This window comes from Burkholderia sp. Bp9015 (genome assembly GCF_003853505.1).
Taxonomy (GTDB): Bacteria; Pseudomonadota; Gammaproteobacteria; order Burkholderiales; family Burkholderiaceae; genus Burkholderia.
In genome coordinates this window covers 154,474-178,838 of the sequence record NZ_QTPZ01000007.1, presented here as the reverse complement: position 1 = coordinate 178,838, position 24,365 = coordinate 154,474, and the positions used below count along the sequence as shown (strand labels likewise).

Here is a 24,365-nt window from a genome sequence, read left to right as displayed (position 1 = left end):
CATCGCAGGAAACCGTGGAGGGTTTGGGAGCGATTGCGTAACCTGACGCCTGACTTTAAGGACGTCAGGAGAGGCAATTGCTCGATCGTAAGGCACTTCAGACGCTGGGCTGCTGGACCGGCTATCGGTTGGAGCGAGTGGAATGGCCGGAAGGCGAAGGCCGCACGCTGTCGCTGTATTTGAAGCCGGTCAACAAGGTCATGTACTGCGAGCAATGCGGGGCACGCTGCCAGCAGATCCACGAGACAACGGTTCGCCGGGTGCGTGACCTGCCGCTGTTCGAGTACCGGGTGGTGCTGCACGTCCCCCGTCGTCGGGTCTGGTGCGAACGCTGCGGCGGTCCGCGGTTGGAGAAGCTGGCGTGGCTGGGCCGTTACCAGCGAGTAACGGAGCGCTTCGCCAAGGCCTGCGAGAAGTTGTTGCAAGCGGCCAGCGTGCAGGCGGTGGCGGCCTTCTACGATCTGGGCTGGCACACGGTCAAATCAATTGACAAGATGCGCTTGCGTGCCCGCGTGGCCGAGCCGGACTGGTCGACGATCCGCTATCTGGCGATGGACGAGTTCGCGCTGCATAAAGGCCATCGCTACGCCACGGTGGTGGTCGACCCGATCAGCCGGCAAGTACTTTGGATCGGGCCGGGACGCTCGCGTGAGACGGCCCGGGCCTTCTTCGAACAGCTTCCCGAAGGCGCGGCCAAGCGTATCGAAGCGGTCGCGATCGACATGACCACGGCCTATGAACTCGAAATCAGGGAACAGTGTCCGCAGGCGGAAATCGTCTTCGACCTGTACCACGTGGTGGAAGTACGGCCGCGAAGTGATCGATCGGGTGCGGGTCGATCAGGCCAATCAACTCCGACATGACAAGCCAGCCCGCAAGGTTCTGAAGTCCAGCCGCTGGCTGTTGCTGCGCAACCGCCACAACCTCAAGCCGGATCAGGCCGTGCACCTGAAGGAATTGCTGGCGGCCAATCAGGCGCTGTTATGCGTCTACGTGTTACGCGACGAGCTCAAGCGGCTCTGGTTCTACCAAAAACCGGCCTGGGCGCAAAAGGCTTGGGAGCAATGGTTCGAGCAGGCTCAACAAAGCGGGATCGCTGCCCTGCAAAAGTTCGCCGAGCGCCTGCAGGGCTACTGGCACGGAATCGTTACTCGCTGCCGCCATCCGCTCAATACCAGCGTCGTTGAAGGCATCAACAACACCATCAAGGTCATCAAGCGTCGGGCTTACGGGTACCGCGACGACGAATACTTCTTCCTCAAGATCCGCGCCGCGTTCCCCGGTAATCCTCGATGAACCAAAAAAAAGCCCGACACGAGGTCGGGCATCCAAATCGGCCGCAACCGCCGCGAGGCGGCTGCGGCACCTGCAAAAGCCGCGCGCTTACGCTGCGAGCAGCGAGCGCAGCACGAACGGCAGGATACCGCCGTGCTTGTAGTAATCGACTTCGATCGGCGTATCGATGCGCAGCAGCACCGGCACGCGGGTCGTTTCGCCGTTCTTGCGGTGAATCACGAGCGTGACGTCCTGCTGCGGCTTGAAGTCGTCGCCGAGGCCTTCGATGTCGTAGGTCTCTTCGCCGGTGATGCCGAGCGACTGGATGCTGTCCGCGCCCTTGAACTGCAGCGGCAGCACGCCCATGCCGACCAGGTTCGAGCGGTGGATCCGCTCGAAGCTGCGTGCGATCACGGCCTTCACGCCGAGCAGCTGCGTGCCCTTCGCGGCCCAGTCGCGCGACGAGCCCGTGCCGTACTCTTCGCCCGCGAACACGACGGTCGGCGTGTCGGCGTCGACGTACTTCATCGCCGCATCGTAGATCGACAGCTGTTCGCCGCTCGGCTGGTGAATCGTCAGGCCGCCTTCGACGCGCGTGCCGTCCGCCTTCGCCGGGATCATCAGGTTCTTGATCCGGACGTTCGCGAACGTGCCGCGCATCATCACGTCGTGGTTGCCGCGGCGCGAACCGTAGCTGTTGAAGTCGGCCTTCTGCACGCCGTTCTCCTTCAGCCACTTGCCTGCCGGCGAATCTTCCTTGATCGAGCCTGCCGGGCTGATGTGGTCGGTCGTGACCGAGTCACCGAAGATGCCCAGCGCGCGCGCGCCCTTGACCGTCGGGATCGAATCGGCCGGCTCCATCGAGAAGTCGTTGCCGAAGAACGGCGGCTCCGCGATGTAGGTCGACTTCGGCCAGTCGTAGACCTGGCCCGTCTCGCCCTCGATCTTGCTCCAGAGGTCGCCCTTCTTGGTCAGCTTCGAGTAGTTGTCCTCGAACTTCTTCGGGTCGAGCGCGAACTTGAGCAGCGCGTGGATTTCCTCGCTCGTCGGCCAGATGTCGCCGAGGTAGATGTCGTAGCCGTCCTTGCCCTTGCCGACCGGCTCGGTCATCAGGTCGCGCGTGATGTTGCCGGCGATCGCGTAGGCGACGACCAGCGGCGGCGACGCGAGGAAGTTCGCGCGGATGTTCGGGTGGATGCGCGCCTCGAAGTTACGGTTGCCCGACAGCACGGCTGCCGCGACGATGTCGTTCTTCGTGATCGCTTCGTTCAGTTCCGGCGTCAGGTCGCCCGCGTTGCCGATACAGGTCGTGCAGCCGTAGGCGGCGACTTCGAAGCCGAGCTTCGCGAGGTAGGGCAGCAGGCCCGTCTTCGTCAGGTATTCGGTGACGATGCGCGATCCCGGCGCGAGCGAGGTCTTGATGTGCGGCGCGACGGTCAGGCCGGCTTCGACGGCCTTCTTCGCCAGCAAGCCGGCAGCCAGCAGCACGCTCGGGTTCGACGTGTTCGTGCACGACGTGATCGCGGCGATCAGCACGTCGCCGTTCTTCACGTCGACGCCGTTGCTCGTCGTGTACTGCGCGTTCAGGTCGTCCGCCTTCTTCGCGAAGCCGTTTTCCGCGACCGGCTTCGAGAACAGCTCGGTGAACGTCGACTTGACGTTGCCGATCTCGATGCGGTCCTGCGGGCGCTTCGGGCCGGCCAGCGACGGGGCGACCGTGGCGAGATCCAGCGTGACCGTCTTCGTGTAGTCGATGTCGCCCGCCTTCGGAATGCCGAACAGCTTCTGGGCCTTGAAGTAGTTCTCGAACGCGGCGATTTCCGCCTTCGTGCGGCCCGTGCCTTCGAAGTATTCGATGGTCTTTTCGTCGACCGGGAAGAAGCCCATCGTCGCGCCGTATTCCGGCGCCATGTTGCCGATCGTTGCGCGGTCCGGCAGCGACAGCGACTTCGTGCCTTCGCCGAAGAATTCGACGAACTTGCCGACGACCTTTTCCTTGCGCAGCATTTCGGTGATCGTCAGCACCAGGTCGGTGGCCGTCACGCCTTCGCGCAGCTTGCCCTTCAGCTCGACGCCGACGACGTCCGGCGTCAGGAAGTACACCGGCTGGCCGAGCATGCCGGCTTCGGCCTCGATGCCGCCCACGCCCCAGCCGACCACGCCGATGCCGTTGATCATCGTCGTGTGGCTGTCCGTGCCGACGAGGGTATCCGGGTAGTACACGGTGTCGCCGCCGTCCGTCTTCTTGTGGACGCCGCGCGCGAGATATTCGAGGTTCACCTGGTGGACGATGCCGACGCCCGGCGGCACGACCTTGAACGTGTCGAACGCCTGCATGCCCCACTTCATGAACTGGTAGCGCTCGTTGTTGCGCTGGAATTCCAGCTTCATGTTCAGGTCGAGCGCGTCCTTCTGGCGGAAGTAGTCGATCTGCACCGAGTGGTCGACGACGAGATCGACCGGGACCAGCGGCTCGATCTTCTTCGGATTCTTGCCCGAACGCTCCGCGACGCCGCGCATGGCCGCGATGTCGGCGAGCAGCGGCACGCCCGTGAAGTCCTGCAGCACGACGCGCGACACCACGAACGGAATCTCGTCGACGCGCTTCGCGGTCGGCTGCCAGTTCGCGAGCTGCTCGATGTGTTCTTCGGTGATCTTCTTGCCGTCGTAGTTGCGCAGCACGGACTCGAGCACGATACGGATCGACACCGGGAGGCGCTCGATCTTCGTCTTCAGTTCCTTGCCGAGCTGCGGCAGCGAGTAGAACTTGCCTTTGCCGGAACCGCTGTCGAATTCCTTGAGGGTCTTGTGGAGATTGTGGGCCATGGTGATTTTCCTGGGTTTAAGGCTAGGAAACAAAGAGTCCTGTAGATGACGGCTATATCACATACAAGTCGACGTACTCATCGACCGGCATCGCTTCGAGCTTTGCCTGGTCCAGCGACACGTCGAGAATCGCTTGTTGCTGCTTTGCCGGGAAACGGCGGGCGAGGTTGGTCCGGAACTTCTCGACCAGGAGCGGGATGCCGTCCGCACGGCGTCGCTGATGGCCGATCGGGTATTCGACCGCTACTTCGGCAAGCGTCGACCCGTCCGCGAATTCGATCGTCAGCGCATTCGCGATCGACCGCTTGGCCGGGTCATGGTAATCCTTCGTGAACTGCGGATCCTCGACGCACACGGTTTTCGCGCGCAGCGCGTCGATGCGCGGATCGGCGGCGACCGCGTCTTCGTAATCGGCCGCGGTCAGCCGGCCGAACAGCAGCGGCACGGCGACCATGTACTGGATGCAGTGGTCGCGATCGGCCGGATTGGCGAGCGGGCCCTGCTTGTCGATGATGCGGATCGCGGCCGCGTGCGTGCGGATCGTGATCCGGCTGATTTCGTCGGTCGTGCGGCCCGCCGCGGCGAGCTGCGCGTGCAGCTGCAGCGCGGCCTCGGCGGCCGTCTGCGCATGGAATTCGGCGGGAAACGCGATCTTGAACAGCACGTTTTCCATCACGTACGTTCCGTACGGGCGCTGGAAGCGGAACGGCTTGCCGTCGAACAGCACGTCGTAGAAGCCCCAGGTTTTCGCGGTGAGCGCCGACGGGTAGCCCATTTCACCCGTTTTCGCGATCAGCGCGAGGCGCACCGCGCGGGACGTCGCGTCGCCGGCCGCCCACGACTTGCGCGAACCGGTGTTCGGCGCGTGGCGGTAGGTGCGCAGCGCGTGGCCGTCGACGAATGCGTTGGATACCGCGTTGATCAGCTCGTCGCGCGTGAGCCCGAGCAGGCGGCCGACGACGGCCGTCGACGCCACTTTCACGAGCAGCACGTGGTCGAGCCCGACTGCGTTGAATGAATTCTCGAGTGCGAGGCAGCCCTGGATCTCGTGGGCCTGGATCATCGCGACGAGCACGTCGCGCATCGCAAGCGGCTTCCTGCCGGCCGCGACGGCCGTGCGGGACAGCCAGTCGGCCGTCGCCAGGATCCCGCCGAGGTTGTCGGACGGATGACCCCATTCGGCGGCGAGCCAGGTGTCGTTGAAGTCCAGCCAGCGGATCATCGCGCCGAGGTCGAAAGCAGCCTGGACGGGATCGAGCTGGAAGGACGTGCCGGGCACCTTCGCGCCGTTCGGCACGATCGTGCCCGGCACGACGGGGCCGAGCAGCTTGGTGCAGGCCGGGTAGGACAGCGCCTCGAGTCCGCATCCGAGCGTGTCGATCAGGCAATGACGCGCCGTCTCCAGCGCGAGCGCGCTGTCGATGCCGGTGTTCAGCACGTAGTCGACGATATCGACGAGTACCGTATCCGGAGCGGGGCGGACGTTGGAGACCGAGGCGGACATCGAGGAGCTCGGGAGAGCGCGCTTAGTTCGTTGCCGGCTTCAGCTCGTTCGATTGCGTCGGAGCCGGCGTGCCTTGCGCCATTTCCGGCGTCACGCATTCGTCGGCGAGACGCTCGCCGCCGTTCGCGTCGCTGAACAGCATCGCCTTGCTCGGGATCACGACCAGCTTGAAGCCTGCTGCCGGATCATAGAACGTGTCGGCGCCCGTCGTCGTGGTCTGACGCGGCAGCTTGTAGTTCTTCTTCGCCCAGTGAACCGTGACGACCTGGTCACGCTTCATGTCGCCGGCGAGGTCGAACGACAGGCCGTCCTTGCACGACCACTTGGCCGCGCCGTCCGGTACCGGATCGACCTTGGCCGCGGCACGCGCCTGCGCCTTCTTGCTGCGCGGAACGATGCGCTTGGCCGGCGCCGGGCGCTTGGCCGTCTTCTTCGCAGTCGTCGCCGTATCCTGGGCGAACGCGCTCGGAGCCGACACCAGCATCGTGGCGGACAAGGCGCCGATGGCGGTAGCGATCAGGAGTTTCTTCATGGAGTCAGAACCTTTCGATAATCAGTTGACAAGGGCCGGCAGCTGACACCGCCGGCCAGTTTGAAACTGCACGCGCCCCGGAAGCGCGCAGCGGCCGCTATTTTCACCTATTTGGCCGCGCTCATATCAGGTTTTCGGGCTCCGTTACGTTTTTTGTCGTTTCGCCAACCCGTCTCGGGTTCGCGCCCCGGTGATTCGATGAAATTCGTGTGTCGGCGCGCGCTCACCGCGCGTCTCCGGCGGCCGGGCCGAACAGCGGCGCGGCCTCGGCCGGCACCGGCTGGCCGGTCGCCCGTGCGCGGCGCAGCACCGACCAGTAATAGCGGTAGCTCGCGCGATCGTGCAGTGTATCGCCGTGGCGCGTCGGGCCCCAGTCGGCGGCCTGCGCTGCCAGCAGGATGTCGGCGGCCAGCGCGACTTCATCGGTGCGCGGCGCGAACGCGTCGACGATCGGGCGGATCTGCGCGGGATGGATGCTCCACATCCGCGTGAACGCGAACTCATCGCGCGCGCGGCGTGCGTCGCCGGCGACGACGGCCATGTCGCGCACTTCCGTCGTCACGTTGTGCGACGGCGTCTTGCCGTGCGCATGGCAGGCGGCGGCGATTTCCAGCTTCGCGCGGCGCACGAGCGGGTGGTCGAACTGGCCGGGCGAGCGCATCGCCGCATCGGGAATCGCGCCGTGATGCGCGGACACGAAGTCCATCAGCCCGAAGCTCAGCGTGCCGACCAGCGGCAGCGCGGCGAGGGCGGCCGCCTGGGCGAGCGCGCCGTGCGTCTCGACCAGCACATCCACCGGAATCGGCTGCGCGAGGCCGAGCTCGCGGCGCGTGCCTTCGATGAACGCGACCATCTCGGCCGCGTCGGCGGCGCTCGCGATCTTCGGCAGCGTGACGTAGGCCGGCGCGCGCGCGGCGCGCAGCACGATGCGCACGTCGTCGCGCCAGTGGGGATGGGAAAAGTCGTGGATGCGGACGCCGACCCGCCCGAAGCGGTTCTCGGCGCCGCCGAGGAGTTCGGCGACGAGCTGCGCGTGCGCGGCTTCCTGGCCGACGGCCGCGCCGTCCTCGCAGTCGAGCGTGATGTCGAACACGGGGCCGAGTTCGGCCTGGAGCGTGAGCGACTTGCGCATCAGCTTCTCGCTGCCCGCGTAGTGATCGCAGCAGGGCAGGATCGCGGGCGGGGACGCCCCGTCGTACAGCACTTGTGCAGGAGTGAGCGCGGACATCTCTTCTACGTCAAGGAAGCGGGCAACGTGGAGAAAATCGGATTCGGGCACGTTCTGGGCCGGCGCGCGGGGCGCCTCGAGCGGCAAAACGTGCCCGGATCGGATCGGGCGGTGGGGCCGGTTGCAGCCCCGCCGCCCGTGCCGTGACCGGGCCGCCCGCAGGCGGCCCGGCCGTGCAGCCTGCTTAGTTCTTCAGCAGGTGGGCGACGCCGTCGCGCTCTTCGAGCAGCTCGGCCAGCGTGCCGTCCATCTTCTCGCGCGAGAACGCGTCGATTTCGAGGCCTTCGACACGCTTGTACTCACCGTTTTCGCACGTGACCGGCACACCGTAGATGATGTCTTCGGGGATGCCGTACGAGCCGTCCGACGGGATGCCCATCGTGACCCACTTGCCGTTCGTGCCGAGGACCCAGTCACGCACGTGGTCGATCGCCGCGTTGGCTGCCGACGCCGCCGACGACAGGCCGCGCGCTTCGATGATCGCCGCGCCGCGCTTGCCGACGGTCGGGATGAACGTGTCGCGGTTCCACACGTCGTCGTTGATCAGCTTCAGCAGCGACTCGCCTTCGACGGTCGCGAAGCGGAAGTCGGGGTACATCGTCGGCGAGTGGTTGCCCCACACGGCGAGCTTCTCGATCGACGCGACCGGCTTGCCCGACTTGGCGGCGAGCTGCGACAGCGCGCGGTTGTGGTCGAGGCGCAGCATCGCCGTGAAGTTCTTCTTCGGCAGATCCGGTGCCGACTTCATCGCGATGTACGCGTTGGTGTTCGCCGGGTTGCCGACGACCAGCACCTTCACGTCGCGGCTCGCGACTTCGTTCAGCGCAGCGCCCTGGACCGTGAAGATCTCGGCGTTCGCCGACAGCAGGTCCTTGCGCTCCATGCCCTTCGAGCGCGGACGTGCACCGACCAGCAGCGCGACGTCTGCATCCTTGAATGCAACCTTCGGATCGTCGGTGATCACGACGCCCGCGAGCAGCGGGAACGCGCAATCGTCGAGTTCCATCACGACGCCTTTGACGGCGGCTTGGGCTTGCGGGAGGTCGAGCAGTTGCAGGATGACCGGCTGGTCCTTGCCGAGCAGGTCGCCGTTCGCGATGCGGAACAGCAGGGAGTAAGCGATTTGACCTGCGGCGCCGGTGACGGCAACGCGCTTTGCGGGCTTAGCCATTGAAAATCTCCAGGACGGGTGAAGCGGTGGACGCTAGGCAAAACGCCATTCTATGCGCGTTACGCGTAGCGTTGCATTGAAGCAGGGCGGAGGATTCGCGAAAGGCAGACGCGGTGAACCTGGAGACGGCCGTGGCACGTAGCCGGGGACGCATTTTGCACCCGCGAACCCTTGCTCGCCCCGGAGTGTAGGAGCCGATGGACCCAAAGTCAAACGGTATCATATGTCTTATATAAGACAGATGTTTTGCGGAATTTGAGTGGACGGAAAAGCGCGGTTTGTGATGAAATGCGCGCCATGACATCGAACCAGGCGAACAACGCGAATCCGACCGGCGCAGGCGGCCCAGGGCAGCCGGGCGCGGGCGATTCCGTGCCGGCGCCTGCGCCTGCCGCTTCGCCGTCGCCGACCTTCAGTCCGTTATACCAGCAGATCAAGTCATTGATCACGCAAAGTCTCGAATCCGGTGAATGGAAGCCGGGCGAGATCATCCCGAGCGAAGTGGAGCTGGCTGCCCGTTACAAGGTCAGCCAGGGCACCGTTCGCAAGGCGATCGACGAGCTGGCCGCGGAAAACCTCGTGGTCCGGCGGCAAGGCAAGGGTACTTTTGTTGCGACGCACAATGAGGATCGCGCGCAGTTCCGCTTCCTGCGGCTGCTGGCCGACGACGGCGCCGAGCATCCGCACGTGAGCCGCCTGCTCGAATGCCGGCGCCTGCGCGCGCCGGCCGAGATCGCGCGGCAGCTCGACCTGAAGCCGGCCGATCCGGTCGTGCAGGTGCGTCGCCTGCTGGAATTCGAGAACGAAGTGACGGTGCTCGACGAGATCTGGCTGCCGGGCGCGATGTTCCGCGGGCTGACGTTCGAGCGGCTGAGCGAGTACAAGGGTCCGCTCTACGCGATGTTCGAGACGGAATTCGGCACGCGGATGATCCGCGCGACGGAGAAGATCCGCGCCGTGGCGGCGGAGCCGGCGGTGGCCGACCTGCTGCACGTGCCGGCGGGTTTTCCGTTGCTGTCGGTCGAGCGCGTGTCCTATACATACGGAGACCGGCCGGTGGAAGTGCGGCGCGGCTGGTATGTCACAACCGGGTATTACTATCAGAATGACTTGAGCTGACGACGGATCGGCACAAGCAGCGTGCACGCGGGTTTCCCGTTTTCGCGTAGCACGTTTCGGGCCGCCTTTATTCCCGTTCGCGTAATGATCCAGAGCAGACTTTCGCTGCAGCGCGATATAAAAAGGCGCTAAAATCGCGGATTAGTGTGACAACATAGTAGGGGTCTAGCATGACTGACGCAGTAAGAAAGCCGAGGCCGGAATACCGGAACATCGGAATCGGCGACATCACCTTGAAATATCGCATGCCGCTGGCGGCGATATTGTCGATTCTCCACCGAGTCAGCGGCGCGCTGCTGTTCCTGTTCCTGCCGTTCCTGCTGTTCCTCTTCGACCAGAGCCTCACCTCCGAGCTCAGCTTCGAAGTCTTCAAGGCTTTCCTCTCCAACATCGTCGTCAAGCTGATCGTCCTCGCGCTGTCCTGGGCGTTCCTCCACCATTTCTGCGCCGGCATTCGCCACCTGCTGATGGACGTCAACCACGACGCCGTCTCGAAGGAAGGCGGCAAGCGGACGGCCGTCGTCGTCTTTGTCGTCTCGATCGCGCTGACGATCGCCATGGCACTCAAACTGTTCGGAGCATTCTAAGAAAATGGCAGCCAATAACCGAATCGGCTCGAAGCGCCTCGTCGTCGGCGCTCACTACGGCCTGCGCGACTGGCTCGCGCAGCGCGTCACCGCCACGATCATGGCGGTCTACACGGTCATTCTGCTCGTCCTGTTCTTCGGCGCGCATGACTTCTCGTACGAAGGCTGGGCATCGATCTTCTCCGCGCAATGGATGAAGCTCGCGACCTTCGTGACGCTGCTTTCCCTCTTCTACCACGCATGGGTCGGCGTGCGCGACATCTGGATGGACTACGTGAAGCCCGTCGGTGTGCGCCTGCTGCTGCAATCGCTGACCATCGTCTGGCTGCTCGCATGTGCGGGCTACGCCGCGCAGATTCTCTGGAGAGTGTAAAGAATGGCTGCAATCAAAACTTCCCTGCCGCGCCGCAAGTTCGACGTGGTGATCGTCGGCGCGGGCGGCTCGGGCTTGCGCGCAGCGCTGCAACTGTCGCGCGCGGGCCTGTCGGTCGGCGTGCTGTCGAAGGTGTTCCCGACCCGTTCGCACACGGTGGCCGCACAGGGCGGCATCGGCGCGTCGCTCGGCAACATGAGCGAAGACAACTGGCACTTCCACTTCTACGACACGATCAAGGGTTCCGACTGGCTCGGCGACCAGGACGCGATCGAGTTCATGTGCCGCGAAGCACCGAACGTCGTGTACGAACTGGAACACTTCGGCATGCCGTTCGACCGTAACGCGGACGGCACGATCTACCAGCGTCCGTTCGGCGGCCACACCGCGAACTACGGCGAGAAGCCGGTCCAGCGCGCATGCGCGGCCGCCGACCGTACCGGTCACGCGCTGCTGCACACGCTGTACCAGCAGAACGTCGAGGCGAAGACGCAGTTCTTCGTCGAATGGATGGCGCTCGACCTGATCCGCGACGCGGACGGCGACGTGCTCGGCGTGACGGCCCTCGAGATGGAGACGGGCGACGTCTACATCATGGAAGGCAAGACGACGCTGTTCGCGACGGGCGGTGCAGGCCGGATCTTCGCGGCATCGACCAACGCGTTCATCAACACCGGCGACGGCCTCGGCATGGCTGCCCGCTCGGGCATCGCGCTGCAGGACATGGAGTTCTGGCAGTTCCACCCGACCGGCGTGGCTGGCGCGGGCGTGCTGATCACCGAAGGCGTGCGCGGCGAAGGCGGTATCCTGCGCAACGCGAACGGCGAGCGCTTCATGGAACGCTACGCACCGACGCTGAAGGACCTGGCGCCGCGTGACTTCGTGTCGCGTTCGATGGACCAGGAAATCAAGGAAGGCCGCGGCGTGGGTCCGAACAAGGATCACGTGCTGCTCGACCTGTCGCACATCGGCGCCGAGACGATCATGAAGCGTCTGCCGTCGATCCGCGAAATCGCGCTGAAGTTCGCGAACGTCGACGCGATCAAGGAACCGATCCCGGTCGTCCCGACGATCCACTACCAGATGGGCGGCATCCCGACCAACATCCACGGTCAGGTCGTCGGCACGTCGCGCGGCCACAAGGATCCGGTCAACGGCTTCTACGCAGTGGGCGAATGCTCGTGCGTGTCCGTGCACGGCGCGAACCGCCTCGGCACGAACTCGCTGCTGGACCTCGTGGTGTTCGGCCGTGCGGCCGGCAACCACATCGTCGAGCACGTGAAGAACCAGAAGGAACACAAGCCGCTGCCGGCCGATGCAGGCGAGTTCTCGCTGGCGCGTCTGAACAAGCTCGACAAGTCGAGCTCGGGCGAGTACACGCAGGACGTCGCGAACGACATCCGTGCGACGATGCAGAAGCACGCAGGCGTGTTCCGCACGTCGGCGCTGCTGAAGGAAGGCGTCGACCAGATGGCCGGCCTGAAGGCCCGCGTGGAAAACATCCACCTGAAGGACAAGTCGAAGGTGTTCAACACCGCGCGCGTCGAAGCGCTCGAGCTGGAGAACCTGATCGAAGTCGCCCGCGCGACGATGGTGTCGGCGGAAGCGCGCAAGGAAAGCCGCGGCGCGCACGCGCACAGCGATTACGAACACCGCGACGACGACAACTGGCTGCGCCACACGCTGTGGTACAGCGAAGGCGATCGCCTCGACTACAAGCCGGTTCAAATGAAGCCGCTGACGGTCGACTCCGTGCCGCCGAAGCCGCGCACGTTCTAAGCCGAGTCAAAGGAATCCGAAATGGCAAAACGCATTTTTGAAGTCTACCGCTACGATCCGGACAAGGACGCGGCACCGCGCATGCAGACGTACGAGCTCGAGATCCAGCATGAGCGCATGCTGCTCGACGCACTGGTCAAGCTGAAGGCCGTCGACGAGACGCTGTCGTTCCGCCGTTCGTGCCGCGAAGGCGTGTGCGGTTCGGACGCGATGAACATCAACGGCAAGAACGGTCTCGCGTGCCTGACGAACCTGAACGACCTGCCGCAGAAGATTGTGCTGCGCCCGCTGCCGGGCCTGCCCGTCGTGCGCGACCTGATCGTCGACATGACGCACTTCTTCAACCAGTATCACTCGATCAAGCCGTACCTGATCAACGACGCGCCGCCGCCGGAGAAGGAACGCCTCCAGTCGCCGGAAGAACGCGACGAACTCGATGGCGTGTACGAGTGCATTCTGTGCGCGAGCTGCTCGACGTCGTGCCCGAGCTTCTGGTGGAACCCGGACAAGTTCGTCGGCCCGGCCGGCCTGCTGCAGGCTTACCGCTTCATCGCGGATAGCCGCGACACCGCCACCGGCGAGCGTCTCGACAACCTGGAAGACCCGTACCGTCTGTTCCGTTGCCACACGATCATGAACTGCGTCGACGTTTGCCCGAAGGGCCTGAACCCGACGAAGGCGATCGGCAAGATCAAGGAACTGATGGTTCGCCGCGCGGTTTAAAGTTTGTGATGAGCGACGATTCGCATCAATCCGACCCGCACCGTCGCGCGCGCCTCCGCTGGCGCGCGCGGCGGGGTCTGCTGGAAAACGACATCGTATTCGAGCGTTTCTTCAGCAGATACGAGCATGACCTCACCGATGCAGACGTAGGCGCGTTGTCGCGCCTGCTCGATCTGAGCGACAACGACCTGATGGACTTGCTCCTCGCGCGCAAGGAACCAGAGGGCGACCTAGACAGCCAGGATATTCACCGGCTGTTGGAGATGCTGCGCAACGTGTAACGCCAAGGTGTAACGCGCTGTGCCCGTTATCGAATCCCGTTTCTATTTTCGATTGAGGATGTGCCATGACTCCGTCTGATGTTAAAGCCACGCTATCGTTCAGCGACAACTCGCCGAGCGTCGAACTGCCGATCTACAAGGGCACGATGGGCCCGGACGTGATCGACATCCGCAAGCTGTACGGCCAGACCGGCAAGTTCACGTACGACCCGGGCTTCATGTCGACGGCAGCTTGTAATTCGGCGATCACGTACATCGACGGCGACAAGGGCGAACTGCTGTACCGCGGCTACCCGATCGACAACCTCGCGCAGAACGCCGACTTTCTCGAGTCCTGCTACCTGCTGCTGAAGGGCGAGCTGCCGAACGCGGCGCAAAAGAAGGAATTCGTCGACACCGTCACGAAGCACACGATGGTGCACGAGCAGATGCACTTCTTCTTCCGCGGCTTCCGTCGCGACGCGCACCCGATGGCGATCCTGGTCGCCGCGGTCGGCGCGCTGTCCGCGTTCTACCACGACTCGCTCGACATCAACGACCCGCGTCACCGCGAAGTGTCGGCGATCCGCATGATCGCGAAGCTGCCGACGCTCGTCGCGATGGCGTACAAGTACAGCATCGGCCAGCCGTTCGTGTATCCGAAGAACTCGCTGTCGTACAGCGCGAACTTCATGCACATGATGTTCTCGAACCCGTGCGAAGAGTACAAGGTCAACGACGTGCTCGTCCGCGCACTCGACCGCATCCTGATCCTGCACGCCGATCACGAGCAGAACGCATCGACGTCGACGGTCCGCCTGGCCGGCTCGTCGGGCGCGAACCCGTTCGCGTGTATCGCGGCCGGTATCGCTTGTCTGTGGGGCCCGGCGCACGGTGGTGCGAACGAAGCCGCGCTGAACATGCTCGAGCAGATCGGTTCGCCGGACAACATCCCCGAATTCATCAAGCAGGTGAAGGACAAGAATTCGGGCGTGAAGCTGATGGGCTTCGGTCACCGCGTGTACAAGAACTACGACCCGCGTGCGAAGCTGATGCGCGAAACGTGCTACGAAGTGCTGAACGAACTCGGCCTGCACGACGACCCGCTGTTCAAGCTCGCGATGCAGCTCGAGAAGATCGCGCTGGAAGACGAATACTTCGTGTCGCGCAAGCTGTACCCGAACGTCGACTTCTACTCGGGTATCGTCCAGCGCGCGCTGGGCATCCCGACGTCGATGTTCACGTGTATCTTCGCAATGGCACGTACGGTCGGCTGGATCGCACAGTGGAACGAAATGATCGCGGATCCGGAACAGAAGATCGGCCGTCCGCGTCAGCTGTTCATCGGCGACACGCCGCGCGAAGCGAAGCCGATCAACGCACGTTAAGTCGTGCGCGGCGCGAACGGCCGCAAGGCCGCTCGCGTCCGGCAACTGCAACGCCCCGACACCCCGGTGGGACATCCCGCCGGGGTGTTTTCATTTGCGCGGCCGACGCTGGCCCGAGCCGGCGCGGCGTTCCAGCGACGGCGGGCGTGTGTCGAGCGGCGGCGAGTCGGTGCCGGGGTCGCTGTCGGGCGCGTGGCCGTGCTGCGCGAAGAACTGCCGGTATGCGCCGGGCGTCATCCCGCGCGCGGCGAGGAACTGGCGGTTGAAGTTCGCGGCGTTCGGAATGCCGCAGCGCGCGGCGACCGTCGCGATCGGCCAGTTGGTGCCGACCAGATGGCGGCACGCATGCGCGAGCCGCAGCCGCTGCACGTAGCGGCCGACGCTTTCGCCGAGGTGCCGTACGAACAACCGCTGCAGCGTGCGTTCGGACATGTGCGCGACGGCCGCGAGCGCATCGACGCGCAGCGGCTCGTGGAACTGCCGGTCGATCGCGTCGAGCACGCGATCGAGCCTCTCGGCTTCGGGCGCGGCGGCGTTCGCGGACGGCGACGCTGCATCGGGTTGATCGTAGGCCTGCGCGGTGGCGAGCGGTTCGCCGCCGGCGTCCGCGAGATCGGCGAGCGTGTCGAGTGCGGCCGCGAGGCGAATGCGCGGCGAAGGGTCGAGCAACTGCGGCAGCCGCGCGCGCATCGCACGGGCCGTATCGGCGTCGAATGCGAGGCCGGGCGCCGCGCGCCGCAGCAGCGAGCGCAGCGGCGCGTACTCGGGGCAGCAGTCGGCCACGCGTCGTGCCCAGTCACCGTCGAACCAGACGACGAGCGCGACTTCCGGCGCCGCGCGATCGATGCGCGCATTCGACGACCACGTATGCGGCAGGTTGGGCGGCACGAGCACCAGATCGTCGTCCGCATAGTGCGCGACGTGATCGCCGATGAAGCGCTGGCCGCGGCTGTTCAGCGTCAGCGTCAGTTCGTACTCGGGATGACGGTGCCATTCGAACGGAATGCGCGCGAGCTGGCGGTGGTACACGCGGATCGAACAGCCGGGGGCGAACGTCACGTGCTCGTACTGCGGTTTCATCGCGGCCTCCGGGCGAGGGCGGGCAGCGCGCCGTGGCATGATCGTGATCGATCGTCACGACGGAGCGATGCCATGTTTTCACATGTTTGCGTGGGCGTCAGCGATACCGCGCGCGCGTACGACTTCTACGCGCCGCTGTTCGCGGAACTCGGGCTGCGGCTGAAGTTCAGCGAGCCGGACGGCTGGTCGGGCTGGATGCCGGCCGATACCGACCGGCCGCTGTTCTTCCTCGGCCGGCCGCTCGACGGCCGCGCGCCCGAACCCGGCAACGGCCATACGATCGCATTCGACGCGCCGACCCGCGCGCAGGTCGACCGCTGCCACGCGCTCGCGCTGCAGCAGGGCGGCACCTGCGAAGGGCCGCCGGGCCTGCGGCCGCACTATCACCCCGACTACTACGGCGCGTATTTCCGCGACCCGGACGGCAACAAGCTGTGCGTGGTCTGCCATCGTCCGGAGTAGCAGGCGGTTGTCAGGATTGTATCGATAGTTGGCCGGATAGTGCCGATGGCGGCGATGCGTCCGCCATACGCTGAATGCTCATCACCACACGATTCAGCGAGGAGACGACGATGCACCTGACGATTGACGATCTGCCGGTTGCGATCCGCACGGCGAAAAGGGCGCTGCGCGCCGATCTGCCCGGTTACGCGGCCACGTTCCGCGAACTGGAGGGCGATATCGCGCGGCAGGTCGACGCGATCCGTCGCGCGCACGCGCACGGCCGCGACGTGATCCCGGTATTGCGATTCGCGGATATCGCGAACGGCACCGTCGATCCGCAGGCGATCGCCGCGATCCGCACGCACGGCGCCGCGGTGATCCGCGGCGTATTCGACGCGCAGCAGGCGCGCGACTGGAACGACGAGATCGGCGCCTATCTGGATGCGAACCGCTTCGCCGAGCGGCTGCACGCACGCGCCGAGGACCGCTACTTCGGCAATCTCGCATCGGGCAAGCCGCAGATCTACGGCGTCTACTGGTCGAAGCCGCAGGTGGCCGCGCGGCAGTCGCCGGCCCTCACGCAGGCGCGCGTGTTCCTGAACAGCCTGTGGCGTCATGCCGACGGCGCGCGCAGGCATTTCGACCCGGACCAGGTGCCGGCCTACGCCGACCGGATCCGCCGCCGGCCGCCGGGTTCGACGTCGCTCGGGCTGTCGCCGCATGTCGACGGCGGCTCTGTCGAACGCTGGCTCGGCGCGAATTTCCGGCAGGTCTATCGTCACGTGCTGGCCGGCCGCTGGCGCGATTACGATCCGTTCGACGCGGCGTTCCGCCCCGACGTCGAGGAGATCCCGTCGCCGGCCGTGTGCTCGATGTTCCGCACGTTCCAGGGCTGGACCGCGCTGACGCCGCAGGGGCCCGGCGACGGCACCCTGCAGCTGATTCCGGTCGCGAACGCGATGGCGTATGTCGTGCTGCGCGCGCTGCAGGACGACGTCGCCGACGACGACCTGTGCGGCGCGCGTCCGGGCCGCGCGCTGTCGATCCTGCCCGCATGGCACGCGCTGCTGCTCGACGCGCTGGTGCCGATCCCGCACATGGAGCCGGGCGACGCGGTGTTCTGGCACGGCGACGTCGTGCATGCGGTCGAGGATGCGCATCGCGGCAGCGGCGACAGCAACGTGATGTACATCCCGGCCGCGCCCGGGTGCGCGAAGAACGACGCGTACCTGCAGCGCCAGCGGCTCGCATTCCTGCGCGGCGACAGCCCGCCGGATTTCCCGGCCGATCATTTCGAGGTCGACTTCGACGGACGCGGCGGCGAGGGCGATCTCACGCCGCTGGGCCGTGCGCAAATGGGGTTCGCGCCCGTCGGCGCATGACGGACGCGCCGCATGCATCGGCCGCATCCACACCGCGCGGAACGGCCGTTTGCGCCGCGTCCGGCGGCCGTCTGCCGAATCCGCTGCATCCTGCCTGCAATTCGACGCGATCGGCTGCGGGCGCGCCCGAATTCGACGCGAATTGCGCAATTTGGCTTCCGATAATGGTCCGGACACAACGCAGCTGCCCCGTGCGCCGCACGGGGGCAGCGTGACCATGGAGGAGTCGATGCAATTCACGCAAGCGATCGTTCGCCGTCCCGCGCCGTCCTGCGGCGCGGGTCTCACCACCGCCGCGCTCGGCGCGCCCGACTACGACAAGACGCTCACGCAGTTCCACGCGTACTGCGACGCGCTGCGTGGGCTCGGCGTCGAGCTGACCGAGCTGCCGCCGCTGGACGCGTTTCCCGATTCGCACTTCGTCGAGGACGTCGCCGTCGTCACGCCCGAATTCGCGGTGATCACGCGTCCCGGCGCACCCGCGCGGCGCGGCGAGACGGTGCACATCGAAGCGGCGCTCGCCGCGCATCGCGACCTGCTGCCGATGCAGGAAGGCCGTCTCGACGGCGGCGACGTGATGCAGGTCGGCAAGCGTTTCTACATCGGCCTGACGGGCCGCACCGATGCCGAAGGCATCGCCGCATTCGAGTCGCTGGTGGCGCGCTACGGCTATTCGGTCGTCGCGGTGCCGGTCGGCGCGGGGCTGCATCTGAAATCGGTCGTCAACGCGCTCGGCGACGACACGCTGCTCGTGACCGAGGCGCTGGCCGCGCATCCGGCGTTCGCCGACTATCGCCGCATCGCGATCTCGGCCGCCGACGAATACGCCGGCAACACGCTGCGCGTGAACGGCACGCTGATCACGCCGGCCGGCTATCCGCGCGTGCACGACGCGATTCAGTCGCTCGGGATGCCGCTGCACGTGATCGACACGAGCGAGTTCCGCAAGATGGACGGCGGCCTGACCTGCCTGTCGCTGCGGTTCTAGCCGATTGGCGCGCGGCCGCTTCGGCCGGATAATGTGGCCCCCGCGCGGAACCGGAGGAGACGCTCCGCGCACCAGCCCACGACCCGACCGGAGCGAACGCGGATGACCGACAAGAAGATGCAGCTCGACAAGATCGATCTCCGGATCCTCGACATCCTGCGTACCGACGGGCGGATTTCCTACCGGAAGCTGTCCGAGCTCGTGAACCTCACGCCGCGTCCGTGCCAGGCGCGCGTGGAGCGGCTCGAGGCGCTCGGCGTGATCGAAGGCTACCGCGCGGTGATCAACGCGCCTCGCGCGACCAAGCCGATCGTCGTGATCGCGCAGATCGTGCTGGCCGATCACGGGCGTTCGCAGGCGCCGTTCGAGGACGAGATGCGGGCCAATCCGGCCGTGCTCGATTGCTGGCTCGTCAGCGGCACGTTCGATTTTCTCGTGCGGCTCGCGTGCGAGGATCTCGACGAATACCGGCGGATCGCGAACGCGTGGCTGGAAAGCCCGCGGTTCCGGATCGAGAAGATCGTGACGACGGCCGAGCTGCAGGCGATCAAGCGCAGCGTCGTCTGACGCGGCCGTGCGCGTCCGGGCCGCCGGCATCGGACGCGCGACCCGGCGGCAGGACCATTTTTTGACGCGGATAACCGGGCCGATCGATTTGTATTCCGAATCAATTCGAGCGGCCCGAATCCAACAGGGTGAACACTATGGATGCTTTGCAAGCGGCAGCGCAGACGGCCGCGCCGTCCGGAACGGCGCTCAAGCGCCGGCTGCAGAGCCGCCACATCGCGATGATCGCGATCGGCGGCTCGATCGGCACGGGGTTGTTCGTCGCGTCGGGCGCGTCGGTCGCGCAGGCGGGGCCGGGCGGGGCGATCGCCGCGTATATCGCGATCGGGCTGATGGTCTACTTCGTCGTCACCGGGCTCGGCGAGATGGCCGCGCTGATGCCGGTGTCGGGCTCGTTCGCGATCTACGGCGAGAAGTACGTCGACGAAGGCTTCGGCGTCGCGCTCGGCTGGACCTACTGGTACAGCTGGGCCGTGACGATCGCGATCGAGCTGGTCGCCGCGCAGATCGTGATGCGCTACTGGTTTCCGGCGGTGCCGGGCGTGTGGTGGGGCGCCGGGTTCCTGGTGCTGATCTTCCTGCTGAACACGCTGTCCGTGCGCGGTTTCGGTGAATCCGAATACTGGTTCTCGCTGATCAAGGTCGTCACCGTGATCGCGTTCACCGCGGCGGGCTTGCTGATCGCGGCCGGCCTGCTCGGCAACGGGCAGCCGGTCGGCTGGCGCAACTTCAGGACTGGCGACGCGCCGTTCGTCGGCGGCGTGCACGCGATGATGAGCGTCGCGCTGATCGCGGGCTTCTCGTTCCTCGGCACCGAGCTGGTCGGGATCACGGCGGGCGAGTCGGAAAACCCGCGCAAGACGATCCCGCGCGCGGTGAAGCAGATCTTCTGGCGCATCATGCTGTTCTACGTGCTCGCGATCTTCGTGATCGGCCTGCTGGTGCCGTACACCGATCCGAACCTGCTCAAGAGCGACGTGACCGATATCGGCGTCAGCCCGTTCACGCTCGTGTTCAGCCATGCGGGCTTTCCGCTCGCCGCGGGCGCGATGAACCTCGTGATCCTGACGGCCGTGCTGTCGGCCGGCAACTCGGGCACGTATGCGGCCACGCGGATGCTGTACAACCTCGCGGCGGAAGGCCGTGCGCCCGCGATGTTCGCGACGCTGTCGCCGGGCGGCGTGCCGCGCAACGCGCTGTACGCGACGATGGCGGTGGGCGGGCTGTGCTTCCTCACGTCGTTGACCAACAACCAGAGCATCTATCTGTGGCTGCTCAATACGGTCGGCATCACCGGCTTCATCGCGTGGCTCGGCATCGCCGTTTGCCACTACCGGTTCCGCAAGGGCTTTCTGAAACAAGGCTACCGGCTCGAGCAGCTGCCGTATCGCGCGAAGTGGTTCCCGTTCGGGCCGCTGTTCGCGATCGCGATCTGCATCGTGATCTCGCTCGGGCAGGATTACCAGGCGTTCTTCGCCGCCCGCGTCGACTGGATGGAAGTGCTGTCGATCTATGTGTGGATCCCGCTGTTCGTCGCGATCTGGTGGGCGTATCGCCGCGTGCGCAAGAGCCGGCTCGTGCGCTACGAGGAGATGGAGATCGGGCCGTGGCTCACGCGCTCGGTCGAGGCCGTCGATGCGGCGGTCGCGCAGCACGGGCAGCCGCACTGAGCGTGACGCGGCGCATGCGCGGCGACGGGGCCGGCTCGCGCAACGCGGCCGGCTCCGGTGAAGCAGGCGTGCTGCCGCTGCGCCTTCATGAAATCCACCCGCGCGGGAGGCGTGGCGCCGCTACTTGTCCAGCTCCGGGTAGTGCCGGAAGATCCCCATGTCGTTGAACGGGATGCGGCGCTCCGACTCGAGATAGCGCGCGACGGGCGGATGCGCCGCGACGCGGTCGTGCAGCCCGACGAGCCCCGCGACCTTGCGTTCCTCGCGCTTCATCGCCTTCGGGAACGCGTAGCGCAGGCCTTCGATCAGCTGGAAGATCGACAGATCCACGTAACTGAGCGCGCTGCCGGCGATGTGCCCGCCTTTGTGCGGATTCTGCGCGAGCACGCGATCGAAGTAGCCGAGGAATTTCGGCAGCCGATGTTCGAGGAAATCGGCCGCGCGCTCGGCGGCTTCGGCCTTCTGGTCCTCGTAGTAAAGGCCGCTGCCGATCGGGTGATGCGTGTCATGGATCTCGGTGACGAAATCGGCGACGGTCAACTGAAGCTGATGCACCCACAGCCGGCCGGCTTCGTCGTCGGGCGCGAGCCCCAGCCGCGCGCCGAGAAACAGCAGGATGTTCGCGGCCTGCCCGACGACCATGTCGCCGGCCTTCAGGAACGGCGGCGCGAACGGCACGCATTCGGCCTTCGTGCTGTCCATCAGCCGCATCATCGCCGACACGCCCATGCCGCGCCCCGATTCGCGCGCGACGTCGACGTAGTCGGCCTCGGCCGCTTCGAGCGCGAGCCGCACGTACTCGCCGCGGCCCTGGATTTCGGGCCAGTAATAGAGTTCGTATCGCATGCAGTGCTCCTGTCCGGTCGATGCGTCGGGCGATGCCAGCATCGTGATGGCGGGAAGGGCGGCGCGCGCCGCCCGTTGCGAATAGACAGTCTAGGAGATCGTGCGGGAAGTGCGGTGCTTGCCGCGCATCACGCACCGCGCTCGTCGCGCTCGCCGCCTTCCGGGCCGTAGAAGAACACCCAGGTCGAGAAGTCGTCGGAGAAGCCGACGAAGCGGTGCGACGCGAATGCGGGGACGAACAGCACGTCGCCCGTCGCGACGCCGCATTCGCGCCCGTCCACGATGAACCGCGACGTGCCGGCGGCGATCACGTAGACCTCGTCGCGCGTGTGCGGCGTCTGCAGATCCTCGCCGCGCGGCCGGTACAGCTCGATGTCGAGCGTGCCGTGTCGAAACAGCGTCGTGAACAGCGTGCCTTCATCGTCGAGGCGGGCGAGCGATTCGTTGATGCCGAGCTTCATCGTCGTGGGCTCCGGGTTACGGATCGTGGGAACGAGGGCATGCGGGTTGCACCATCGTAGCGCGAAATCCGCAGCTCGGCCGGCGGTGCGCGACCCTGCCTGCGAATCGCGTCGCGCGCCATCGATGAAACGGCGGCACCACGATCTCACCACCGATGAAACGAATCGGTCCGCCGGTGAAACGGCGCGGCGATCGTCGGCATGTGTGCGACAGCTTCACCGCAATTTAATAAACGCGCACTACGATCGCGCATCGTCAATCGACGGAGCGTCGTGCTGCGTTTCACGCTTCGACGCTGCCGCCCGTCGCGGATCTCCGCGATTCGCCAGATTGCCATTTCCCGTGACCCCGCGAATTTCACCGCCGCGCGATGCCGCCGCATGCGATTCGCATTGTTTCGTATTTCTTATGAATTCGAATGCATCGACTGCTTCACGCAGAAAATTCCTTGCCGCCGCACCCGGCATCGCGGCGGCGCCGCTGTTGAGCGCATGCGGTGGCGACGACGTCGCATCGGCGCCGCTCACCGATGCGGCGCTGGCCGCGCAGATGTCCGCGAAGCTGAACGCCCAGCTCGGCGATGCGGCGACGGTCGACGCGATCCTGCCCGCGCTGACCGATGTCGGCTTCACCTGGGACCTGCCGACGGTGCCGGCCGCGCAGATCGGCGCGATCGTCGCGTACAGCTTCGGCAATCGCCCGAACGCCGCGAGCGGCAACACGTCGAGCACGGGCGGCAACCAGTCCGCGTTGCCCGATCCGGGGCCCGTCAATGAAGCGCTCGCGGACGCCGTGTACCGCATCCGCCAGCTGAAGCCGGTCAAGGTCTACGCGCAGTGGGAAATCGCGCGCTTTCTCGTGTCGAAATACGGGATGGGCGCCGACGTGCTGTCGTCGGTCGAGCCGGTGATCGCGAGCGACGGCACGATCGTGTACCTGAGCACGGCCGGCGTCGCGGCCGAGGCGGTTACGCGCGCGGGCGGCGCGGCTGCGATGGGCACCGTCGCGGTGGTCGGCCATCGCGACCATGCGAAGCGCTGCATCCAGACCTCGCAGCAGGCCGGCATGAAGGCGGCCGCCGTCGCCGAGGTGCCGCTCCCGACCGTGTACGACCCGCAATCGGGCCAGCCGTGGACGCGCAACCGCAGCCTCTACCTCGTGCACGACATGTATGCGCAGATGCTGAGCCGCGCGATCGCCGCGACGATGCAGGCGTTTCCGAAGGGCTGACGTCTGCCGTTCTCCACTCGAATCTCATGACCATGACGACCCGCCGCCAGCTCCTCGCTTCCTCTTCGCTGCTCGCTGCATCGTGCGCCGCCGTCGCGCCCGCGCGCGCGAGCGGTGCTCCCGTGTCCGATGCGGAACTCCAGCGCCAGATGCTCGGCAAGCTGACCGACGAACTGAACGATCGCGCGACCGCGGCCGACGAGACCGGCTACCTGCTCGACACGTTGTTCTCATGGACGCCGCCGGGCGTCGATGCGGCCGCCATCAACACGATCGCCGCGTTCGGCTTCGGCAGCCGCGCGGGCGCGTCCGGTGCCGCGCCCGTCCCGGGCCCGGTGAACGAGGCGATCGCCGATGCGGTGTTCCAGCTTCGGCAAAAGGCCGCGGCGCCGATTTACGCGCAGCAGGAAGTCGCGAGCGTGCTCGCGTCGAAGTACGGACTGACGGCCGGCGTGACGTCGATCGCGACGCGGGCGCCGGCCGCCGGCAGCCCGATCCCGACCCCCGACGGCGTCGTCGCCGCGATCGTCCGACAGGCCGGCTCGGCCGCGGCGCTCGGCAAGGTCGGCATCGTCACGCATCGGGATCAGGCGTCGCTCGCCGTGCGCGTGTCGAGCGCTGCGGGAATGCAGGCCGCGGTACCGGCCGGGCTGACGCTGCCGGTGTTCTACGACAGCGCCGCGCAATTGCCTGCATTGCGGCGTCGCGATCTCTACCTGCTGAGCAGCGCGGGCGTGCAGCTCGGCATGCTGCGGCTCGCGCTGATCAACCGCGAATACCCGAACGGCTGACGTTCCCCGTTTGGCTGGTAATGCCGATACAGGTATTGACACTACCAGCCAAACCACTGTTTTTAATGGGTTTTTTCGCGCCGCGCCCGCGCCGCGGCGCGTTCTGCGTGGCATAATCGACCGCATCCGCAAGGCTTGTA

General features: G+C 66.0%; 22 protein-coding genes and 1 pseudogene. 15 read left to right on the top strand and 8 right to left on the bottom strand.

Annotation, left to right across the window (positions count from 1 at the left end; all coding sequences use genetic code 11):
- The first annotated feature begins 77 nt into the window (after nt 1-77).
- Nucleotides 78-1,296: pseudogene (locus tag DIE12_RS10605) on the top strand (ISL3 family transposase).
- Between the two features lie 87 nt (nt 1,297-1,383).
- Here the strand turns inward: DIE12_RS10605 and acnA are convergent.
- From acnA to DIE12_RS10580, 5 genes are all read right to left on the bottom strand, one after another.
- Nucleotides 1,384-4,101: an aconitate hydratase AcnA gene (gene acnA / locus DIE12_RS10600; RefSeq protein WP_044845311.1), complete on the bottom strand. Its 2,718-nt coding sequence runs from the start codon at nt 4,099-4,101 to the stop codon at nt 1,384-1,386.
- A gap of 52 nt (nt 4,102-4,153) precedes the next feature.
- Nucleotides 4,154-5,605 carry a bifunctional 2-methylcitrate dehydratase/aconitate hydratase gene (locus DIE12_RS10595; RefSeq protein WP_124521921.1) on the bottom strand — a complete coding sequence of 484 codons (1,452 nt, stop codon included), beginning with the start codon at nt 5,603-5,605 and terminating at the stop codon, nt 4,154-4,156.
- A gap of 22 nt (nt 5,606-5,627) precedes the next feature.
- Nucleotides 5,628-6,137 carry a hypothetical protein gene (locus DIE12_RS10590; RefSeq protein ID WP_124521919.1) on the bottom strand — a complete coding sequence of 170 codons (510 nt, stop codon included), beginning with the start codon at nt 6,135-6,137 and terminating at the stop codon, nt 5,628-5,630.
- 223 nt (nt 6,138-6,360) lie between these two features.
- Nucleotides 6,361-7,365 (bottom strand): CoA ester lyase, encoded by a 1,005-nt coding sequence (locus DIE12_RS10585; RefSeq protein ID WP_124521917.1) that lies wholly within the window; start codon nt 7,363-7,365, stop codon nt 6,361-6,363.
- 184 nt (nt 7,366-7,549) lie between these two features.
- Nucleotides 7,550-8,536 (bottom strand): malate dehydrogenase, encoded by a 987-nt coding sequence (locus tag DIE12_RS10580; RefSeq protein WP_044843799.1) that lies wholly within the window; start codon nt 8,534-8,536, stop codon nt 7,550-7,552.
- A gap of 288 nt (nt 8,537-8,824) precedes the next feature.
- Between DIE12_RS10580 and DIE12_RS10575 the strand changes: the two genes are divergently transcribed.
- The 7 genes from DIE12_RS10575 (at nt 8,825) to gltA (ending at nt 14,765) form a co-directional block, all read left to right on the top strand.
- On the top strand, nt 8,825-9,655 hold the full coding sequence (locus DIE12_RS10575) for a GntR family transcriptional regulator (RefSeq protein WP_082088449.1): 831 nt from the start codon (nt 8,825-8,827) through the stop codon (nt 9,653-9,655).
- Nucleotides 9,656-9,825: 170 nt separating this feature from the next.
- Nucleotides 9,826-10,242, top strand: coding sequence for a succinate dehydrogenase, cytochrome b556 subunit (gene sdhC / locus DIE12_RS10570; RefSeq protein ID WP_012365678.1), 417 nt, complete (start codon nt 9,826-9,828; stop codon nt 10,240-10,242).
- 4 nt (nt 10,243-10,246) lie between these two features.
- Nucleotides 10,247-10,615, top strand: coding sequence for a succinate dehydrogenase, hydrophobic membrane anchor protein (gene sdhD, locus DIE12_RS10565; RefSeq protein WP_006399546.1), 369 nt, complete (start codon nt 10,247-10,249; stop codon nt 10,613-10,615).
- A gap of 3 nt (nt 10,616-10,618) precedes the next feature.
- Complete coding sequence (sdhA, locus tag DIE12_RS10560) at nt 10,619-12,394, top strand: succinate dehydrogenase flavoprotein subunit (protein WP_044843800.1); 1,776 nt, start codon at nt 10,619-10,621, stop codon at nt 12,392-12,394.
- A gap of 21 nt (nt 12,395-12,415) precedes the next feature.
- On the top strand, nt 12,416-13,117 hold the full coding sequence (locus DIE12_RS10555) for a succinate dehydrogenase iron-sulfur subunit (protein WP_011658352.1): 702 nt from the start codon (nt 12,416-12,418) through the stop codon (nt 13,115-13,117).
- A gap of 8 nt (nt 13,118-13,125) precedes the next feature.
- Nucleotides 13,126-13,398, top strand: a complete 273-nt coding sequence (locus DIE12_RS10550; protein WP_044843801.1) for a succinate dehydrogenase assembly factor 2 — start codon at nt 13,126-13,128, stop codon at nt 13,396-13,398.
- Nucleotides 13,399-13,463: 65 nt separating this feature from the next.
- A complete protein-coding gene (gltA, locus tag DIE12_RS10545) occupies nt 13,464-14,765 on the top strand; it encodes a citrate synthase (protein ID WP_014899964.1) in 1,302 nt (433 codons plus the stop codon).
- Nucleotides 14,766-14,855: 90 nt separating this feature from the next.
- Here the strand turns inward: gltA and DIE12_RS10540 are convergent, their stop codons facing one another.
- Nucleotides 14,856-15,845 (bottom strand): AraC family transcriptional regulator, encoded by a 990-nt coding sequence (locus tag DIE12_RS10540; protein ID WP_124521915.1) that lies wholly within the window; start codon nt 15,843-15,845, stop codon nt 14,856-14,858.
- Nucleotides 15,846-15,917: 72 nt separating this feature from the next.
- On the opposite strand from DIE12_RS10540, the gene DIE12_RS10535 reads away from it, so the two are divergent.
- The 5 genes from DIE12_RS10535 to DIE12_RS10515 all read left to right on the top strand — a co-directional run bounded on the left by DIE12_RS10535 (nt 15,918) and on the right by DIE12_RS10515 (nt 20,896).
- Entirely contained in the window at nt 15,918-16,307 is a 390-nt protein-coding gene (locus DIE12_RS10535) for a VOC family protein (RefSeq protein ID WP_124521913.1), read from the top strand.
- A gap of 110 nt (nt 16,308-16,417) precedes the next feature.
- Nucleotides 16,418-17,671, top strand: coding sequence for a DUF1479 domain-containing protein (locus DIE12_RS10530; protein ID WP_124521911.1), 1,254 nt, complete (start codon nt 16,418-16,420; stop codon nt 17,669-17,671).
- 229 nt (nt 17,672-17,900) lie between these two features.
- Nucleotides 17,901-18,659 carry a dimethylarginine dimethylaminohydrolase family protein gene (locus tag DIE12_RS10525; protein WP_044843999.1) on the top strand — a complete coding sequence of 253 codons (759 nt, stop codon included), beginning with the start codon at nt 17,901-17,903 and terminating at the stop codon, nt 18,657-18,659.
- A gap of 102 nt (nt 18,660-18,761) precedes the next feature.
- The gene (locus DIE12_RS10520) at nt 18,762-19,226 is read left to right on the top strand and encodes an Lrp/AsnC family transcriptional regulator (RefSeq protein ID WP_124486396.1); all 465 of its coding nucleotides are present in this window, start codon (nt 18,762-18,764) and stop codon (nt 19,224-19,226) included.
- Between the two features lie 137 nt (nt 19,227-19,363).
- Nucleotides 19,364-20,896 carry an amino acid permease gene (locus tag DIE12_RS10515; RefSeq protein ID WP_124521909.1) on the top strand — a complete coding sequence of 511 codons (1,533 nt, stop codon included), beginning with the start codon at nt 19,364-19,366 and terminating at the stop codon, nt 20,894-20,896.
- Nucleotides 20,897-21,016: 120 nt separating this feature from the next.
- Here the strand turns inward: DIE12_RS10515 and DIE12_RS10510 are convergent, their stop codons facing one another.
- Entirely contained in the window at nt 21,017-21,742 is a 726-nt protein-coding gene (locus DIE12_RS10510) for a glutathione S-transferase (RefSeq protein WP_124521907.1), read from the bottom strand.
- A gap of 128 nt (nt 21,743-21,870) precedes the next feature.
- Nucleotides 21,871-22,203 (bottom strand): cupin domain-containing protein, encoded by a 333-nt coding sequence (locus tag DIE12_RS10505; RefSeq protein ID WP_044843808.1) that lies wholly within the window; start codon nt 22,201-22,203, stop codon nt 21,871-21,873.
- Between the two features lie 409 nt (nt 22,204-22,612).
- Between DIE12_RS10505 and DIE12_RS10500 the strand changes: the two genes are divergently transcribed.
- Nucleotides 22,613-23,434, top strand: coding sequence for a hypothetical protein (locus DIE12_RS10500; protein WP_124521905.1), 822 nt, complete (start codon nt 22,613-22,615; stop codon nt 23,432-23,434).
- 32 nt (nt 23,435-23,466) lie between these two features.
- Nucleotides 23,467-24,225, top strand: a complete 759-nt coding sequence (locus tag DIE12_RS10495; protein WP_124521954.1) for a Tat pathway signal protein — start codon at nt 23,467-23,469, stop codon at nt 24,223-24,225.
- Nucleotides 24,226-24,365: the final 140 nt, after the last annotated feature.

Excerpts from the sequence above, each read along its gene's own strand:
- DIE12_RS10510 (WP_124521907.1), bottom strand. The coding sequence starts at position 21,742 with ATGCGATACGAACTCTATTACTGGCCCGAAATCCAGGGCCGCGGCGAG.
- DIE12_RS10540 (WP_124521915.1), bottom strand. The coding sequence starts at position 15,845 with ATGAAACCGCAGTACGAGCACGTGACGTTCGCCCCCGGCTGTTCGATC.
- DIE12_RS10530 (WP_124521911.1), top strand. The coding sequence starts at position 16,418 with ATGCACCTGACGATTGACGATCTGCCGGTTGCGATCCGCACGGCGAAA.
- DIE12_RS10585 (WP_124521917.1), bottom strand. The coding sequence starts at position 7,365 with ATGTCCGCGCTCACTCCTGCACAAGTGCTGTACGACGGGGCGTCCCCG.
- sdhC (WP_012365678.1), top strand. The coding sequence starts at position 9,826 with ATGACTGACGCAGTAAGAAAGCCGAGGCCGGAATACCGGAACATCGGA.
- DIE12_RS10595 (WP_124521921.1), bottom strand. The coding sequence starts at position 5,605 with ATGTCCGCCTCGGTCTCCAACGTCCGCCCCGCTCCGGATACGGTACTC.
- DIE12_RS10580 (WP_044843799.1), bottom strand. The coding sequence starts at position 8,536 with ATGGCTAAGCCCGCAAAGCGCGTTGCCGTCACCGGCGCCGCAGGTCAA.
- DIE12_RS10575 (WP_082088449.1), top strand. The coding sequence starts at position 8,825 with ATGCGCGCCATGACATCGAACCAGGCGAACAACGCGAATCCGACCGGC.
- acnA (WP_044845311.1), bottom strand. The coding sequence starts at position 4,101 with ATGGCCCACAATCTCCACAAGACCCTCAAGGAATTCGACAGCGGTTCC.
- DIE12_RS10590 (WP_124521919.1), bottom strand. The coding sequence starts at position 6,137 with ATGAAGAAACTCCTGATCGCTACCGCCATCGGCGCCTTGTCCGCCACG.
- DIE12_RS10505 (WP_044843808.1), bottom strand. The coding sequence starts at position 22,203 with ATGAAGCTCGGCATCAACGAATCGCTCGCCCGCCTCGACGATGAAGGC.
- DIE12_RS10500 (WP_124521905.1), top strand. The coding sequence starts at position 22,613 with ATGAATTCGAATGCATCGACTGCTTCACGCAGAAAATTCCTTGCCGCC.
- gltA (WP_014899964.1), top strand. The coding sequence starts at position 13,464 with ATGACTCCGTCTGATGTTAAAGCCACGCTATCGTTCAGCGACAACTCG.
- sdhA (WP_044843800.1), top strand. The coding sequence starts at position 10,619 with ATGGCTGCAATCAAAACTTCCCTGCCGCGCCGCAAGTTCGACGTGGTG.
- DIE12_RS10550 (WP_044843801.1), top strand. The coding sequence starts at position 13,126 with ATGAGCGACGATTCGCATCAATCCGACCCGCACCGTCGCGCGCGCCTC.
- DIE12_RS10525 (WP_044843999.1), top strand. The coding sequence starts at position 17,901 with ATGCAATTCACGCAAGCGATCGTTCGCCGTCCCGCGCCGTCCTGCGGC.
- DIE12_RS10535 (WP_124521913.1), top strand. The coding sequence starts at position 15,918 with ATGTTTTCACATGTTTGCGTGGGCGTCAGCGATACCGCGCGCGCGTAC.
- sdhD (WP_006399546.1), top strand. The coding sequence starts at position 10,247 with ATGGCAGCCAATAACCGAATCGGCTCGAAGCGCCTCGTCGTCGGCGCT.
- DIE12_RS10515 (WP_124521909.1), top strand. The coding sequence starts at position 19,364 with ATGGATGCTTTGCAAGCGGCAGCGCAGACGGCCGCGCCGTCCGGAACG.
- DIE12_RS10555 (WP_011658352.1), top strand. The coding sequence starts at position 12,416 with ATGGCAAAACGCATTTTTGAAGTCTACCGCTACGATCCGGACAAGGAC.
- DIE12_RS10495 (WP_124521954.1), top strand. The coding sequence starts at position 23,467 with ATGACGACCCGCCGCCAGCTCCTCGCTTCCTCTTCGCTGCTCGCTGCA.
- DIE12_RS10520 (WP_124486396.1), top strand. The coding sequence starts at position 18,762 with ATGACCGACAAGAAGATGCAGCTCGACAAGATCGATCTCCGGATCCTC.